Origin of the sequence: Sideroxydans lithotrophicus ES-1 (assembly GCF_000025705.1) — a bacterium.
GTDB lineage: Bacteria > Pseudomonadota > Gammaproteobacteria > Burkholderiales > Gallionellaceae > Sideroxyarcus > Sideroxyarcus lithotrophicus.
The window spans coordinates 2,482,960-2,498,656 of sequence record NC_013959.1; the positions used below are offsets into that span (position 1 = coordinate 2,482,960).

At 61.5% G+C, this 15,697-nt stretch carries 16 protein-coding genes; 9 read left to right on the forward strand and 7 right to left on the reverse strand.

Features of this window, described 5'->3' with window-relative positions; all coding sequences use genetic code 11:
* Positions 1-15: 15 nt before the first annotated feature.
* The 6 genes from rpsI to SLIT_RS12310 all read right to left on the reverse strand — a co-directional run bounded on the left by rpsI (position 16) and on the right by SLIT_RS12310 (position 5,848).
* Positions 16-408, reverse strand: coding sequence for a 30S ribosomal protein S9 (gene rpsI, locus SLIT_RS12285; RefSeq protein WP_013030579.1), 393 nt, complete (start codon positions 406-408; stop codon positions 16-18).
* 2 nt (positions 409-410) lie between these two features.
* On the reverse strand, positions 411-848 hold the full coding sequence (gene rplM / locus SLIT_RS12290) for a 50S ribosomal protein L13 (protein ID WP_013030580.1): 438 nt from the start codon (positions 846-848) through the stop codon (positions 411-413).
* Between the two features lie 95 nt (positions 849-943).
* Positions 944-2,344 carry an FGGY family carbohydrate kinase gene (locus tag SLIT_RS12295; RefSeq protein WP_013030581.1) on the reverse strand — a complete coding sequence of 467 codons (1,401 nt, stop codon included), beginning with the start codon at positions 2,342-2,344 and terminating at the stop codon, positions 944-946.
* Positions 2,341-3,900 carry a glycerol-3-phosphate dehydrogenase/oxidase gene (locus tag SLIT_RS12300; RefSeq protein ID WP_013030582.1) on the reverse strand — a complete coding sequence of 520 codons (1,560 nt, stop codon included), beginning with the start codon at positions 3,898-3,900 and terminating at the stop codon, positions 2,341-2,343. Before SLIT_RS12300 ends, SLIT_RS12295 begins: the two co-directional genes overlap by 4 nt.
* Complete coding sequence (locus tag SLIT_RS12305) at positions 3,897-4,637, reverse strand: glycerophosphodiester phosphodiesterase (protein ID WP_013030583.1); 741 nt, start codon at positions 4,635-4,637, stop codon at positions 3,897-3,899. The genes SLIT_RS12300 and SLIT_RS12305 overlap by 4 nt, the downstream gene beginning before the upstream one ends.
* Positions 4,634-5,848: an alpha/beta hydrolase gene (locus tag SLIT_RS12310; protein ID WP_041420875.1), complete on the reverse strand. Its 1,215-nt coding sequence runs from the start codon at positions 5,846-5,848 to the stop codon at positions 4,634-4,636. The genes SLIT_RS12305 and SLIT_RS12310 overlap by 4 nt, the downstream gene beginning before the upstream one ends.
* On the opposite strand from SLIT_RS12310, the gene SLIT_RS12315 reads away from it, so the two are divergent.
* From SLIT_RS12315 to SLIT_RS12345, 8 genes are all read left to right on the forward strand, one after another.
* Positions 5,847-7,694, forward strand: coding sequence for a GGDEF domain-containing protein (locus SLIT_RS12315; protein ID WP_013030585.1), 1,848 nt, complete (start codon positions 5,847-5,849; stop codon positions 7,692-7,694). The two genes, SLIT_RS12310 and SLIT_RS12315, sit on opposite strands and share 2 nt — an antisense overlap.
* A 17-nt stretch (positions 7,695-7,711) precedes the next feature.
* Entirely contained in the window at positions 7,712-7,846 is a 135-nt protein-coding gene (locus SLIT_RS16310) for a hypothetical protein (protein ID WP_013030586.1), read from the forward strand.
* A gap of 13 nt (positions 7,847-7,859) precedes the next feature.
* Positions 7,860-8,747 carry a lysophospholipid acyltransferase family protein gene (locus tag SLIT_RS12320; RefSeq protein WP_013030587.1) on the forward strand — a complete coding sequence of 296 codons (888 nt, stop codon included), beginning with the start codon at positions 7,860-7,862 and terminating at the stop codon, positions 8,745-8,747.
* 84 nt (positions 8,748-8,831) lie between these two features.
* A complete protein-coding gene (locus tag SLIT_RS12325; RefSeq protein ID WP_013030588.1) occupies positions 8,832-9,590 on the forward strand; it encodes a GNAT family N-acetyltransferase in 759 nt (252 codons plus the stop codon).
* A gap of 121 nt (positions 9,591-9,711) precedes the next feature.
* On the forward strand, positions 9,712-10,080 hold the full coding sequence (locus tag SLIT_RS12330; RefSeq protein ID WP_013030589.1) for a diacylglycerol kinase: 369 nt from the start codon (positions 9,712-9,714) through the stop codon (positions 10,078-10,080).
* 81 nt (positions 10,081-10,161) lie between these two features.
* Entirely contained in the window at positions 10,162-11,376 is a 1,215-nt protein-coding gene (locus SLIT_RS12335) for a glycosyltransferase family 4 protein (RefSeq protein ID WP_041421328.1), read from the forward strand.
* A complete protein-coding gene (locus tag SLIT_RS12340) occupies positions 11,342-11,875 on the forward strand; it encodes a phosphatase PAP2 family protein (RefSeq protein ID WP_013030591.1) in 534 nt (177 codons plus the stop codon). The genes SLIT_RS12335 and SLIT_RS12340 overlap by 35 nt, the downstream gene beginning before the upstream one ends.
* Positions 11,876-11,911: 36 nt before the next feature.
* A complete protein-coding gene (locus tag SLIT_RS12345) occupies positions 11,912-13,534 on the forward strand; it encodes a methyl-accepting chemotaxis protein (protein ID WP_013030592.1) in 1,623 nt (540 codons plus the stop codon).
* Between the two features lie 358 nt (positions 13,535-13,892).
* Here the strand turns inward: SLIT_RS12345 and SLIT_RS12350 are convergent, their stop codons facing one another.
* Positions 13,893-14,741: a zinc dependent phospholipase C family protein gene (locus SLIT_RS12350; protein WP_013030594.1), complete on the reverse strand. Its 849-nt coding sequence runs from the start codon at positions 14,739-14,741 to the stop codon at positions 13,893-13,895.
* Positions 14,742-14,859: 118 nt separating this feature from the next.
* On the opposite strand from SLIT_RS12350, the gene SLIT_RS12355 reads away from it, so the two are divergent.
* Positions 14,860-15,615: a YdcF family protein gene (locus tag SLIT_RS12355; RefSeq protein WP_013030595.1), complete on the forward strand. Its 756-nt coding sequence runs from the start codon at positions 14,860-14,862 to the stop codon at positions 15,613-15,615.
* Positions 15,616-15,697 lie beyond the last annotated feature (82 nt).

Genomic DNA, 15,697 nt, shown 5'->3' on the forward strand with positions numbered 1-15,697 from the left:
AACCCGCTGACGGGATTAACGCTTGGAGAATTGCTTCCTGCGACGCGCCTTGCGCAGACCGACCTTCTTGCGCTCGACTTCACGTGCATCGCGGGTGACCAGACCAGCCTGGCTCAGAGTCGGCTTCAGCGAAGCATCGTAGTCGATCAGCGCGCGGGTGATACCGTGGCGTACCGCACCGGCCTGGCCGGATTCGCCGCCGCCGGATACGTTCACCATGATGTCGAATTTGCCAACCATGTCGGTCAGTTCCAGCGGTTGACGCACGACCATGCGGCCCGTCTCGCGCGAGAAGAACACGTCGATCGGCTTGTCGTTGACGACGATGTCGCCCTTGCCGGGTTTGATGAACACGCGTGCCACCGCACTCTTGCGACGGCCGGTTCCGTAGTTATAAGTCACGCTCATGATTAAGCCTTCAACAGATCAATGGGTTTCGGTTGCTGCGCGCTGTGCGGGTGAGTCGCACCGCCGTAGACCTTGAGCTTGCTCAACATCGCGTAGCCCAGCGGGCCTTTCGGCAGCATGCCGCGCACGGCCTTTTGCAGCACGCGCTGTGGATGGCGCTGTTGCAGCTTGAGGAAATTGGTCTCGTAGATACCGCCCGGATAGCCGGTGTGGCGGTAGTACATCTTGTCCTGGGCCTTGTTGCCGGTCACGCGCAGCTTGTCGGCATTGACGACCACGACGAAATCGCCGGTATCGACGTGCGGTGTGTAGATGGCCTTATGCTTGCCGCGCAAGCGGATAGCGATCTGGCTGGCCAAACGGCCCAAAATCTTGTCGGCGGCATCAACCAGCAACCAGTCGTGCTGGACTTCGTGCGGCTTTGCGGAAAATGTTTTCATGGCATTTCCTAAAACTAAAAATGGATAACAGACTGCGAAGGGCGCGCATTCTAAGCGAGACCACCCACCCTGTCAAACCATTATCGAAGACTCTTTCAACCCCGTCCGGAAGGGCTTGCGGCCACCAACCCGTCCAGCCAGACCTTCCAGCGGGCAAATTTTTCCGCGAGCCGGCCCATCGCCGGGGGAATATCAATCCTTGCGGCCTCCTTGTGGCCCGCAAAAGGAGCGCCCGCCGCCAGGCGTGCTGCCCCGCTCAGGCTGGCATCGGCTTGCGCCAACCGGTAGACGGTGCACGGCGCGCACAGCGCGATTCCCTGTTGCAGGCAATGCAGGCCGGACAGGCCGCCGGAAAGATAGGCGCTTTCGATACCGAATTCGCGGTGGAAGTCTTCCAGTATCCGCGCCACGCGAAAGATGATGCCTTCAAGCAACAGCAGCGCGATGTGCCGGGACGGCAGGTGAGCGACCGCTTCTGAAAATGTGACGCCCACATCGCCACGGAAGTACGGCGCCCCCAGCCCGCTCGGCTCAGCCAGGCAAAAGATATCGTCGCCAGCCAGCTCTTCGACGCGGCATGCGTCTGCGGGATAGGGTGCCAGCGCGGCTGCGATGGAATTGAGTGTTCCCTCGCTGGCCAGCAGCACCCGCTGCCGCTCGTCCTGCCAGACCAGGGTTTGCAGATACCCATCCGGCGCGTTCCGCTTCTCCGGCAGGTAGCAGACGACGAACCCTCCTGTCCCCAGATTGACCAGCGCTTCCGGCCGGGTGGGGGAGATGCTGGCCGCCAATGCCGCCGACTGGTCTGCCAGGCTGGCATTCAGCAGCAAGCCGTTGTTCAGACGCAGCGCCAATCCGGAAGACGGCCCGATCTGCGGCAGTATCTGCCGCGGAATATCGAACAGTTTGCACAATGCTGGCGACCACTGTTGCCGACGGATATCCATCAGCAAGGTACGTGCCGCCATCGAGGCATCGGTCAGATGGTGCTTGCCATCCGTCCAGCGCCAGATGAGATAGGTATCCAGCTTGCCCAGCAACCATGCGCCGCTCAGCAGGCGTTCGCGCCAGGAGGGATGCCCGCGCAGCAGCACGCGCAGTTTGGGGGCAAGATAGTAAGGCGCGAGCGGCAAGCCGGTGAGATCGCGGATGAATCCTTCCTGCGCCTGTAACGCCGCACAGCTCTCCGCGCCCCTGTCGTCCTGCCACGAGATCAGCGGTATCACCGGCGTGCCGCTGCTGCGCTCCCAGATCAGGAAGGAAGAACGCTGGCTGCACAGACCCAGCGGCGGCCGCAAAGCAGTTTGTACCAGGCATGCCGCCAATACCTCATCCGCAGTTTGTGCATATGCAGCGCCATCGCTCTCGTAACACCCCGCTTCCGCGGCGATCGCGGGTGCGGGTCGCGCGACGATACCGCCGAGCGTGCCATCCTGCGACAACAATCCTGCCTTGATCGTCGTCGTACCCAGATCGAGTGCGACGGCAATGCTCATGGCCTGCACGCCCCGATCTCCAACTCGATCCTGCCTGCATCCCAGCCCATCGTGGATGAGACCAGATCGGCCAGATGGCGTATCTCAGCCTCGCTCAGCCTGGCCAGGATCAGCAGCGGCACGCGGCGGCGCAACAGGTCGGACAGGTGCAGCGCCATCTCGTCGCGGGCGCAAAGCAACAGGTCGGCATAGATGAACGGCAGATCGATCACGATACGCGCCGCCAGATGCCGCGACTCCTCGACGATCCCGAACACCTGCTCGATGCGGGTGCCGTGGCGTCGCATCAGCCACTGGGTGCTCTCGGTATCGATACTCAAACTTCGTGCCCTTGCCATGGCCTCTTCCGACCATGCGGCGTAATCCTGCCCCGGCTTCCAGGGGAAGTCCCGGTCTTTGGTGGCACACGTGGCGGCCACTCCCAGGTGCGTACACACCGTGTCGACAATGACAGCGGCATCTTCGCGTGCCGAGGTGAGCTTGCCGCCGATGGCGTGATACAGCCGATTGTCCGCCGTTTTCAGCTCCCAATCGCGGCTGACTGCAGAAGGCGAGGCATCATCGCTCTGCTTCATCACGCGCACACCGGCATAGCTGCCGATGACATCCTGTTTCGTCCAGGCCGATTTGAGATAGCGGCCGGCAGCGGCAAGCAGATAGTCCACATCGTTTTCTTCGACGGTCACGTGCTCGATGTCGCCGCGGTAGTCGGTATCGGTAGTGCCGAGCAAAGTGCGGCCGTACCACGGGATGATGAAGAACACGCGCCCATCCTGTTGCGCCGTCAGCAGGATGGCCTCGCTGGTCGGCAAGGCGGGCATCACCAGGTGGATGCCCTTGCTCAAACGGCACCATGCGGGCCCCTGCTCCGCCGTCGCCGTCCACTGGCCTGCAGTGCTCACGTATTGCCGGGCATGCACCTGCATCACTTCATCGGTCACCAGGTCCCGCACCGATGCGCCGCATACCTTGCCGCGATCTTCGTTCCACGCAACCAGCCTGGCATAGTTGACACACACCGCACCGTGCTCCATCGCTCCCGCCACCAACTCCAGCACCAGACGCGCATCGTCGGTCTGCGCATCGCCGTAGGTGAAGCCGCCTTTCAAGTGCGCCTCGTCCAGAAAAGGGAAATGCTCGGCAAAAACTGCGGCGTCGAAATGTCGATGCCGCATCTGTTCCCCGGGGAATCCGGCCAGCGCGTCATACAGCGTCAACCCAGCCTTCAGTTTCAAGGTGCCGTTGCGGCTGTCCGCGTAGACCGGCACGCCGAAGCGCAACGGCCACACCCGGTGCGGCGCGGCTTGCAGCAGCATGCGCCGCTCCTTCAATGCCTTGCGCACCAGCTTGAAATCGTAAGTCTCCAGATAGCGCAGGCCGCCGTGGATCAGTTTGCTCGAAGCGGACGAGGTCGCGCTCGCCCAATCGCCCTGTTCGACCAGCACGACCCTCAGTCCGCGCAGTGCTGCGTCGTAGGCGGTCCACGCGCCGTAAATGCCGCCGCCGCAGACCAGCAGATCGAACTCGCCCTGCAGGGCTGAAAAGTCGCGCTTCATCTATCCCTCATCTGCAATGCTTTTTGCGGCACGTCGCTGATCAGCACGTCCACTCCCAATGTCAGCGCACGGCCAATCTCGGCATCGGTGTTGCAGGTGTAGACCGCGATGCGTTTGCCGCGCTCGCGCACCAGCTTCATCATGTCCGCATCCAGCGTGGAGATGTGCACGCACAGCCCATACAAGAAAGGCTGGTCGTCCAGCGCACGCCGCGCATCATTCAGCGTGTGCTCCGGCTCCAGGTTCAGCACCAGCGGAAACCGGGGCGTCAGGCGGCTGGCATAGACCAGGCTGCCCAGATCGAAGGATGACACCATGATGCGGCCGTCCGTCACCGGGCCGGCCAGTTCCAGCGTCTTGCGGACCTTGAGTTCCTGGCGCGAGAGCATCTCCCAGTCGCGGTTCTTGATCTCAAGCAGCAACCGGCAGCGCGGACGGTAGGCAGCGATGAATTCCTGCAAACTCATCACACCTTCCTTTGCCGCCCCGGGAAAGTGCGCGGCAAAATCCATAGTCTGCAATTGCGCGTAATCGAAATCGTCGATGTGGTTGCCGGGCAACTTCAGCTTCTTCAGGTAGCGGTCGTGCCACAGCACCGGGACCTCGTCGCGGCTGAGTTGCACATCGGTCTCGATGCCGTCTATCGGGTAAGCAAGCGCCTTGTCGAAAGCACTGCGCGTGTTCTCCGCCGCTTCCTGGTTCGCACCGCGATGGGCGAAGATCATGGTCCTGTTCATGGCAACCTTTCGATGAATCGCTGCATGGATGTTTCCATCGCCGCATAGTGCGGGTTGTACATCAACCGCCGCAACAGCCCCCGTTGCAGGTTCCGTTCGCTGTCTTCCCCGTACCACACCTCCGCATCCCTTCTGCGGCAAGCGACGTAACTCTTCTCGTCATGTGGCAAATAGTGCAGGCAGTTCGCATACTCGCCGTTCACACCATAGTGCCCATCCTCCGGCGGCATGACGATGGCGGTATGCGCGCTGCTCAGGATATGCTGTTCCGGCACCGCACTGTTCACCCATTCCACGTTCTGCCGATCCATCCTTTCCGTCGCATACCACACCAGCTTGCTGCATGGATGTTGAGCCCGCTGCATGAAGCTCAGCGTCGCATCCGGATTCACCGTGGCATCGTCGGCGCTGGCGACCGCGAATACCGGTATAGGCACTTCCGATTTCGGCAAAGCCTGCGTCACCGCATACATCTGTGCTGCGGCATTCTTGCAGAACGACTCGTATTTATAGGTATCGCGGTCCTGCAGCACACTCACCCACGCCGCCGCAGGCCTCAGCCAGCTGTACAGCCGGTGCAGGTTCGCCCACTTCGCGCGCGAAGTGATCTCGAATGCCGGCGAGAACAGGAACAGTCCGCGCACCCGCTCGTCACGCGAGGCTTGCAGCACGCTCAATGCCGCACCCGCCGAGAACCCGGCCAGATACAGCTCGTCCACTTCGGCCGCCAGACAGTCCGCACCGTAGGCCACTGCCTTCGCCCATTCCTGCCAGCGCATGTCGAGCAGATCTCCGGGCTGCGTACCGTGGCCGGGCAACAGGATGGCCATCACCCGGAAGCCGTTGCGCTGAAAGAATGCCGCCAGATGGCGCAGGTGATAGGGAGAGTCGATCAAGCCATGTGTCAGCAGCACGCCGCGCCGATAGGGTTTGCCGTGCCCTTTGCGGTAATCCTCTGCCGGATGCAATTCAAAGGGAGTATTGCCGGCGACGATCTTTTCCTGCTCGTTCCTGCCCTCATGCAGCTGTCGCAGCATGGCCTGTGTGCGCCGCACATATTCATCGAACGGCAGACCCTCACCGGCAAAGTGTGCATTCACGCCGGACGGCCTGTGCCGCAAACCAAGTATTTCCATCATCGCTCCGTCATATTCGCGTAACAAGCCGCGGTTATCGTGCGCTCCCTGATAAGGCAAGCAGGAGGACTCCATGCTCAGCATTCTACCTGTCGAGAAGTACCGCACCACTGCCCGCGCATTGTTTTTGGCAACACAAGCATTGACGCGCACCAAGGAGCAACCCATGACGCCACTCCGCGAGATCCTCGAACAGCGACGATTGAGCGCACTTTTCCAACCCATCCTCGACCTCAAGAGCGGCGAGTTCCTGGGTTTCGAGGGATTGATCCGCGGCCCGGCGGACAGCCCGCTGCATTCCCCGGTCAACCTGTTCGGCGCTGCGGAACAACAGGGACTGCAGCTGGAAATGGAGATGCTGTCGCGGCAGACCGTGCTGGAGACTTTCGCCGAACTCAAGCTGCCCGGCTACCTGTTCCTCAACGTCAGCCCGGAGACCCTGACCCATCCGAGTTTCAAGAACGGCCAGACGCTGTCGTTCCTGCACGAGCTCGGTCTCGATCCGGAGCGGGTCATCATCGAGATCACCGAGAACCAGCCGACCTTCGATTTCGATGGCATGCGCAGCGCGCTGCTGCATTACCGCTCCATGGGCTTCAAGATCGCCATCGACGACTTGGGCGAGGGCTTCTCCAGCCTGCGCCTGTGGTCCGAATTGCGCCCCGAGTTCATCAAGATCGACATGCATTTCGTGCAAGGCGTGGATAGCGACCCGATCAAGCTGCAGTTCCTGAAGTCCATCCAGCACATCGCCGAAAGCTGTGGCACGCAGGTCATCGCCGAGGGCGTGGAGACCGAGGCCGAGCTGCGCGTGGTCAAGGACATCGGCATCGCGCTGGGACAGGGCTATTTCATCGCGCGCCCCAACCCCACACCGCCGCTGCTGGCTTCCGCCAAGACCAGCAGCATCATCAACTCGTCCAACATCGCGATCTTCCCCAAGGCGGAATTGAACCACCGCTCGCAGACGACGGCGCACAAGCTGCTGACCTATGTCGAGCCGGTGCATCCGGAAACGCTGAACGACCACGTGTTCCAGCGTTTCTCCGTCAATCCCGCCCTGCGCATCATCCCGGTCGTGAAGAACGGCAGGCCGCACGGGCTCATCAACCGCTACCAGTTCATCGACCGTTTCGCCAAGCCTTACCAGCGCGAACTGCTGGGCAAAAAACCCTGCGACGAGCTGGTGCAGGGCGAGCCGCTGCTGGTGGAAAAGAACATGCCCATCGAGGAGCTGAGCCACTTCCTGGCCGAGGCGGACAGCCGCCACTTTGCCGACGGCTTCATCATCACCGAGAACGGCCGCTACATCGGCGTCGCCTCCGGTCAGGACCTGCTGCGCGAACTCACGCAGATGCAGCTCGAAGCGGCGCGCTACGCCAACCCGCTCACGCTGCTGCCGGGCAATGTGCCGATCAACGAACACATCGAACGCCTGCTGCAGGCGAACACGCCGTTCGTCGCCTGCTATTGCGACCTCGACCACTTCAAGCCATTCAACGACACCTACAGCTACCGCAAGGGCGACGAGATGATCCAGCTCACCGGGCGCATCCTCAACTGGGCCTGCGACCCCAAGCTGGATTTCATCGGCCACATCGGCGGCGACGACTTCATCCTGCTGATGCAGAGCCGCGACTGGAAGACGCGCTGCGAGCAGGCATTGCGTTCGTTCGAGCAGGCAGCAGAACTGATGTTCAAGGAAGAGCATCTGGCCGCGGGCGGCTACTCCAGCGAAGGCCGCGACGGCACCGTGAAATTCCATCCGCTCACCAGCCTGTCCATCGGCGCAACCCAGGTCGCACCCGGACAGTTCATCTCGCATCACGAAGTCTCCGCCGCCATGACCGATGCCAAGAAGATGGCGAAGAAGACCAGCGGCAACAGTCTATTCATCGAGCAACGCACTGCCGTCTCTTAACCATGAAGGGGAACGCCATGAAACGCTACGCTACAGGCAACACCGACATCACCGGAAGAAATTTGCACAGCATCCGCACCATGCTGTTCACCCAGGGTTTCGGCAGGACGCTGGATTACTTCTGCACCATCTCCGTGTTCTCCATCGCCTGACCGGAAAATCATCTTGACCAGACGCCTGATCGCCCTGTTCCGCGCCGCGCGCCTTGCCCTGCATATCGCGTACGGCCTGTTCCTGGCCGTCTCCTATCCATGGTTCGGCCTGGCCATACGGCGCCGCATCCTGCAGAGATGGTCGACCGGCCTGCTCGACATCTTCAACGTGCGCATCGAGATCGACCGCGACGATCCATTGCATCGCTTGCACCACGGACTCATCGTCACCAACCACATCTCGTGGCTGGACGTGTTCGTGCTGAATGCCGTCGTGCCGATGCGCTTCGTCGCGAAATCGGAAGTGCGGCGCTGGCCGGCGATCGGCTGGCTGTGCGCGCGGGCGCAGACCCTGTTCATCGAGCGCGGCAAGGCACGCTCGGCGGCACGCATCAACGTGCAGCTGGTCGACCTGCTGCAGCGCGGCGAATGTCTCGCCATCTTTCCCGAAGGTACCACCACCGACGGCAGCAAGGTCGCGCATTTCCATTCATCGCTGCTGCAACCCGCCATCGATGCCGGTGCACTGGTGCACCCCATCGCCATCCGCTACCAGGACAGGTACGGTGCACATAATCTGGCGTCCGCCTACATAGACGAGATGTCGTTTGGCGCCTCGATGTGGAACATTCTGAGCGAACCCGAATTGCATGTCCGCCTCGTCGCCACGCCGCCGCTGGATGCAAGCGGGACCGACCGGCGCAACCTGACCCGCGCGGTGCACCATCACATCGGCGCGACGCTGGCCGGGATGCACGCAATACCGGTCATGTCGCAAACACCGGAAAGTCCCGAACATGTCCTTGCCCGCATGGAGGCAGACCTGCATTTCCAGTCGCTCTACTGCGTATTGCTCGATTCGTCGTTGGCGCAAGAAGCCGCGCAGCAGCCGGCCAAATAGCGTAATCAATTTTTCACAATCCTTTAACCCTGTTGCAACATCCGCTCGCTAATCTCCTGCCATCAACTCGACAGGAGCATCACCATGCTGGATCTGATCAAGCAGGAACACCGCGAAGCGCAAGGCCGGCTCACCTTCAGCCTGGCACGCACAGTCGCTGAAGTGGCGGAAGCCCAGCGCGTCCGTTTCAAGGTCTTCGCCGAAGAGATGGGGGCGAAATTGCCCAGCGCCGACCTCGGCCTGGACATCGACCGCTTCGACGAATTCTGCGACCACCTGCTGGTGCGCGATCACGGCGACAACAAGGTCGTCGGCACTTACCGCATCCTGCCGCCGGAGCAGGCAGTACGTGCCGGCGGTTATTATTCCGAGACCGAATTCGACATGACGCGTCTGATGCACCTGCGCGACCGCATGGTGGAAGTCGGCCGTTCCTGCGTGCATCCGGATTATCGCGACGGCGCGACCATCACCCAGCTGTGGAGCGGACTGGCGGACTACATCGGCAAGCACGGCCATGAATACCTGATCGGCTGCGCCAGCATCAGCATGGGCGACGGCGGCCACTACGCCGCCAGCGTGTACAACAAGGTGCACAAGCTGCACGGCGCGCCCGCCGAATATCACGTGTTCCCGCACTGCCGCCTGCCGCTGGAATCGCTGAACCAGAATCTGGAAGTCACCATCCCGCCGCTGATCAAGGGCTACCTGCGCCTGGGCGCCTACATCGCCGGCGAACCGGCATGGGATCCGGACTTCAACTGCGCCGACCTGTTCATCCTGATGCCGGTGTCGCGCATGAATGCACGCTACGCCAAACACTTCATGAAAAAAGCAGCATAGCTTTCTCCCTTGCGTCTCTCCTCCCATTGCGCGCACGCAGTCCGGTGCGCGTTCTTTTTGGTTGAGAGGTTACACTTATGTTGTTCGCCCACTCTTATTACTTAAATTTCAGGAGCGCTTGATGGAAAGTCCATACAAAGGCAAGACAGGTCTGGTGCGTCTATGGAACGCGTTCGGTTATTCGCTGGCCGGATTCCGTGCCGCCTACAAACACGAAGACGCCTTCCGCCAGGAAGTGCTGCTCGCCGTCGTCATGATCCCGCTGGCGCTGTGGCTGCCCGTGGGTTATATCGGCCAGGCGCTGATGATCTCCAGCGTGCTGCTGGTGATCATCGTCGAGCTGCTCAACTCCGCCGTCGAAGCGACCGTGGACCGCATCTCGCTGGAGAACCACGACCTGGCCAAGCGCGCCAAGGACATCGGCAGCTCGGCGGTACTGGTGAGCCTGATCAACGTGTTCGTGGTGTGGGGACTGGTCCTGCTGCACTGATCCTGCGACACCGACCCGCCGTCACAAACTCTTCAAGAAGGTTTAATCAAAAGTTCATGTACGCGCGTCAGCATGCGCGTCATGAATACACCAAACCATACCCCCCGCACGAGCCAGCCGCTGAACATCGCGCTGGTGACCGAAACCTACCTGCCCGAGGTGAACGGCGTCGCCATCACCATCGGGCGCATGGTGCACGGCCTGCGCCAGCGCAAACATCGCATCCACATGATCCGCCCGCGCCAGTTCAAGCAGGACGTCGCGGCGAAAGAAGACGGCTACGAAGAGACGCTGGTGACCGGCATGCCGATACCCGGCTATCCCGAACTGAAATCCGGCCTGCCGGCAAAAGGCCTGCTGCTGAAACTGTGGAAGATGCAGCGTCCGGACATCGTGCATATCGCCACCGAAGGCCCGCTCGGCTGGTCGGCACTGTCCGCGGCGCGCAAGCTCAACATCCCGGTGAGCACCGACTTCCACACCAATTTCCACAGCTATACCGCGCACTACGGCGTCGGCCTGCTGAAGAAGCCCATCGCAGCCTACCTGCGCCACTTCCACAACAAGTCGGCCTGCACGCTGGTGCCCACGATCTCGTTGCAGCAGCAACTGGAGTTCGAGGGCTACAAGAACGTGCTGGTGGTCTCGCGCGGTGTCGATGCCGAGCTGTTCCATCCGTCCAAGCGCAGCAGCGAATTGCGCGCCTCGTGGAATGCGACCGATGACACCCCGGTGGTGATGCTGGTCAGCCGCATCGCGCCGGAGAAGAACCTGCACGTGGTCATCCAGGCCTTCGAGCAGATGCGCAAGGTCAACCCGCAGGCCCGCCTGGTGATGGTAGGCGACGGCCCGGCCCGCGCCGAGCTGGAGAAACAGCACCCGCACGTGATCTTCGCCGGCATGCAGACCGGCGAGCCGCTGGCACAGCACTACGCCTCCGGCGACATCTTCCTCTACCCCAGCCTGACCGAGACCTACGGCAACGTCACCGTCGAGGCGATGGCCAGCGGCCTGGCCACCGTGGCCTACGACTATGCCGCCGCACGCCAGCACATGCGCCACGACGAGAACGGGCTGCTGGTGCCGTTCGCCGACACCGACGCCTTCGTCAGGATCGCCACCGGCCTGGTCTCGGACATGGAGCGCGTGCAGCGCCTGCGCATCGCCGCACGGCAGACGGTGGAATCGCTGACCTGGGAACACATCATGGGCGAGATGGAATCCGTTTTGCTCGACGTTGTCCGCCAACAGGGAGAACAGAATGTCCAACCTGAACTATCCGCTGCAACAGATTAAGACCTGGGATATGGAGCTGTGCGCGTTCTGCAACCGGCAGAGCCGCAACTTCACGGTACGCAACCTGTTCCGCCTCGCCAGCCGCCTGGGCGACGGTGTGTTCTGGTATGTGCTGATGATCGTGCTGCTGCTGGAATACCAGGGCGCAGCACTGACTGCAGTGGTGCACATGATCGCCGTCGGCGTGACCGGCACGATCCTGTACAAATTCATCAAGGGCAAGACCCTGCGTCCGCGCCCGTTCAACGTCTATCCCGCCATCGTCTGCGTCGGCAAGACGCTGGACCAGTTCAGCTTCCCGTCCGGGCACACCATGCACGCGGTGGCGTTCAGCATCGTCTCCATCGCCTATTTCCCGGCGCTGTTCTGGCTGGTGGTGCCGTTCAGCGTGCTGGTCGGGCTGTCGCGCCCGATACTGGGCCTGCACTACCCCAGCGATGTGCTTGCCGGTGCCGCACTCGGCGCCGCGGTCGCCGGGCTGTCGTTCAATTTCTTCTGATCCATCCATCCCTGTTCAACGTTCCGGAGGTCCCGAATGATGCGGCCCGTCTCCCTGCTCAAGACACTTACCCTGCAACAGCAACTGCGCCTGATGATGGGCATATCGCTGGTCGGCATGTTCACCGTCATCGCTTTCGTGATGATCAACCTGAACCAGTTGCGCCAGGAATTCCATACCTACCAGACCATGCAGACGACGGACAAGAGCCTGATCGAGATCGAGGCGACCGCCCTGGCGGTGAGCCGCGGCGACCCCATTCTGGCCGAGACCGCGACCCAGCTTGAACAGGCGGATGCGCATATCCAGGAGCTGATCAAACGTGTCTCCGATGCGTCATCGCAACCAGCCCTGCTCAAGCCGCTGGCGGATGTATCCAAACAGTGGACAGCTTATGTGCAGGGCTTCAGGAACGCGATCAAGATCGCCGCGACCAGCCCGAACGACGCGCTGCAGATCCCGGATGTCATGTACAGCATGTACCTCGCCCCGATGGCGAAGAACCTGGACAGCCTGGTCTCTGCCAACAAATCGGCCGAGATCGCTTCCGGACAGAAGATCGAGAGTTTCATGAACAAGGTACTGTGGGTGGTGTTGCTGCCGATGATCGCGCTGGGTGTCATCACCGTGCTCGCCGAGACCATGTTCGGCCGCAACCTGCGCAAACGCCTGGAACACATCGTCAGCGAGATCAACCATCTGCACAACGGCGACCTCAGCCGCCGCCTGACCGCACACAACAAGGACGAGATCAGCCACCTGTCCGGCACGATCAACAATTTCATCGCGCGCTTCGAATCCATCCTGCATGAGGTGCATGTCTCGGCCAACCAGACCCACAAGACCGCGCACGGCGTCAGCCAGATGGCGCACTCGGTCACCGCCAATGCCAAGGAACAGTCGGCCAAGGTGTTCCAGGTGAGCGATGCCATCGAGACCATGGGCAACACGATCAAGCACATCGCCACCAATGCGGCCAATGCCTCTGCCGCTGCCAAACAGACCTTGGCGCTGGTGCAGTCGGGCAGCGAGACCGGTCAGTCCACCATCCTCGCCCTCGGCCAGATCGACCAGACCGTCAGTTCGTCAGTCACGACCATGACCGAGTTGAATGTTGCGACCCAGCGCATCGGCAGCGTCAGCAGTATGATCAAGGAGATCGCCGAGCAGACAAATCTGCTGGCGCTCAATGCCGCCATCGAGGCGGCACGGGCAGGCGAACAGGGCCGCGGTTTCGCGGTGGTCGCCAGCGAAGTGCGCAAGCTGGCGGAACGCACCACCAGCGCCACGGCGGACATCACCAGGATCGTGCAGCAGATCGAAAGCGAGACCGAACAGGCCAGCACAGCCATGACCCTGGCCAAGCAGGAAGTGGCCCAGGGCGTGCTGCACGGCGAGAACATGGGCCGGGTGCTGCAGCAGATCGAGGATTCGGTGCTCATCGTCGCCGAGATGATGCGCCAGATCGCCTCTTCCACCGAGGACCAGTCGGCCGCCGGCGAGAACATCTCGCTCAACATCAATTCGGTCGCCACCATCAGCGCCAGCACCGCCACCGATATCGAGCAGGCGCGCAACGAGATGCTGACCCTGGCCAACTCCTCCAAAGCGCTCTACGAAACGATAGGCCAGTTCAAGCTGGCAAGAGCCGCAGCCTGATAGTCAAATATCCACTCGGTTCACGGCAGATACTCCGAGCCGGCGAACGGACGGGACCTTTTGATCTTTCCGTAATTCATCACGCACACATCTTCAGCCGCCGTCATTCCGGCGAAAGCCGGAATCCAGCCAAACATTAGATTCCCACGCAGTGGGACGACGCACCAAACGCGGCTTTGCCCGCTATGCGGAATTATTGGTCAAGCTGGATTCCGGCTTTCGCCGGAATGACGCAGGAGCGGATTCCAAATGTTGTCGCCAATTTGGGGAACCTCAATGATCTCGATAACTACCGCCAACCCTTGGCCACGATCTTTACATCAACTTGGCTGATGGACGGCGATTGATGCAGTGCTGCCTAGACCTCGCTGAACACATCCTGCGGCAGCGGGATGCGGTGCCGCAATTGCAGCGGCGTGACGAGTTCGATGCGCTGGCGCAGCGTGGGATCGTCGGCATGCGGATTGGCGTCCCACACCGGTTCCTCGCCCAGCAGGATGCGGTCGATGTGCGTCAGCCGCGCGCCGGTCTCGCTCAGGTAATAGTTGAAACGGCGCTGCATGCCGGCATCGAGGACACGTGCGCCGTGGTAGCACAGGTGCGACAGGCGGCTGCTGCGCAACAGGTTCTCGGCACCCGCCAGCATGCCCACACCGCGTTTCGCCAGGCTGTGCGGGCATGCAAAATGTTCTGCCACATACAGGGCCAGCTCGGCGCGATGCGCATGCATCAACTCGCCCGGTTCTGCGAACAACTGCTCGCGGATATGCATGTCCATCGCCCACTCGCAGGCCGCATGCGTCAGCAGGGGGATGTTGCCCCACATCTTTTCGTGCGCGGGGACGAAATGGTTGTGCGCGATCACATCCACCAGCAAGTGGCTGACGAAACCGAGCGAGATCGCATATTCCTCATCGCTCTTGGCATCGTCGAGCAGCTTGCGTGCGCGCTGCCACTGGTGCGTGGTGGAGAACGGCTTGCCCCACGATTGCTCGCTCAGCAGCGCCAGATCCGGCAGACAAGCGCCGGCCAGCACCAGCCTGGGGAAAGACTTGATCGCGCGGCGATAGCGCGGGTCGGTGAACGGGACTGCCCACAGCAGCATCTGGGCGAAATAGACATGGGTGTATAAGCCCCAGGCATTGGCATCTGCACTCCACAGCAGCAGCGGGATCAGCCAGCGCCAGTATTTGAGCAGATTCTTCATGTCGCGCAGTGTCGCCGCGGCATGCGAAATTTTAATGACAAGCAGATGATTTTATTGTGACGCTCTGACAGCGATCCGCTCTCTGCGATAATGGCGCACCTTGTTCATTTGGTTGCTTATGGATATCAACTGGTTCATCACCAACCTGGTCAGCGCCTTCCTGCTGCCGCCGCTCAACCTGCTGCTGCTCGCCGTGCTCGGCCTGTGGCTCTGGCACAAGCGGCCAGTGATCGCACGCACCCTGCTGACTGTATCGGTAGCCTTGCTGTGGCTGCTCTCCACACCCTTCTTCGCCGAGGCCATGCTGCAAGGCCTGGAAGGCCAGCCTTTCGTCAACGACACCAGCAAACCGCAGGCAGATGCCATCGTGGTGCTGGGCGGCGGCACCAACTTCCGCGCTCCCGAATACGGAGGCGACACGGTCAGCAAGGAGACGCTGGAACGGCTACGCTATGCCGCCCGGCTGTACCGCCAAACCGGCAAACCTATCCTGGTCACCGGCGGTACGCCGCTGGGCAACGACCTGTCCGAAGCGGCACAGATGAAAAAAACACTGGAACAGGAATTCAACGTACCCGTGCGCTGGGCTGAAGGCGCCTCGAACAACACGCTGGAGAACGCCCGCCTGAGTCGCGAGGTTCTCAAAAAAGAAGGCATCTCGCGCATCTACCTGGTCACTCATGCCTGGCACATGCCGCGTGCCGTGCAGGTCTTCCAGGCCGCCGGATTCCAGGTCTACCCCGCCCCCACCGCCTACACCACGCGCTATCAGCTCGACTTGCTGGTCTTCATCCCCAGCGCCAGCGCCTTACGCGACAGCCGGATATTCATGCACGAGATGATCGGCCTGCTCTGGTATCGGCTAAAATCATGATCACCCTGCCCTTCTCGGCCAGCTGGGCAAGGGCGTACTCCTTGCGGGTGATGGCGGTAGTCCAGTATCTTCGTCGACAATG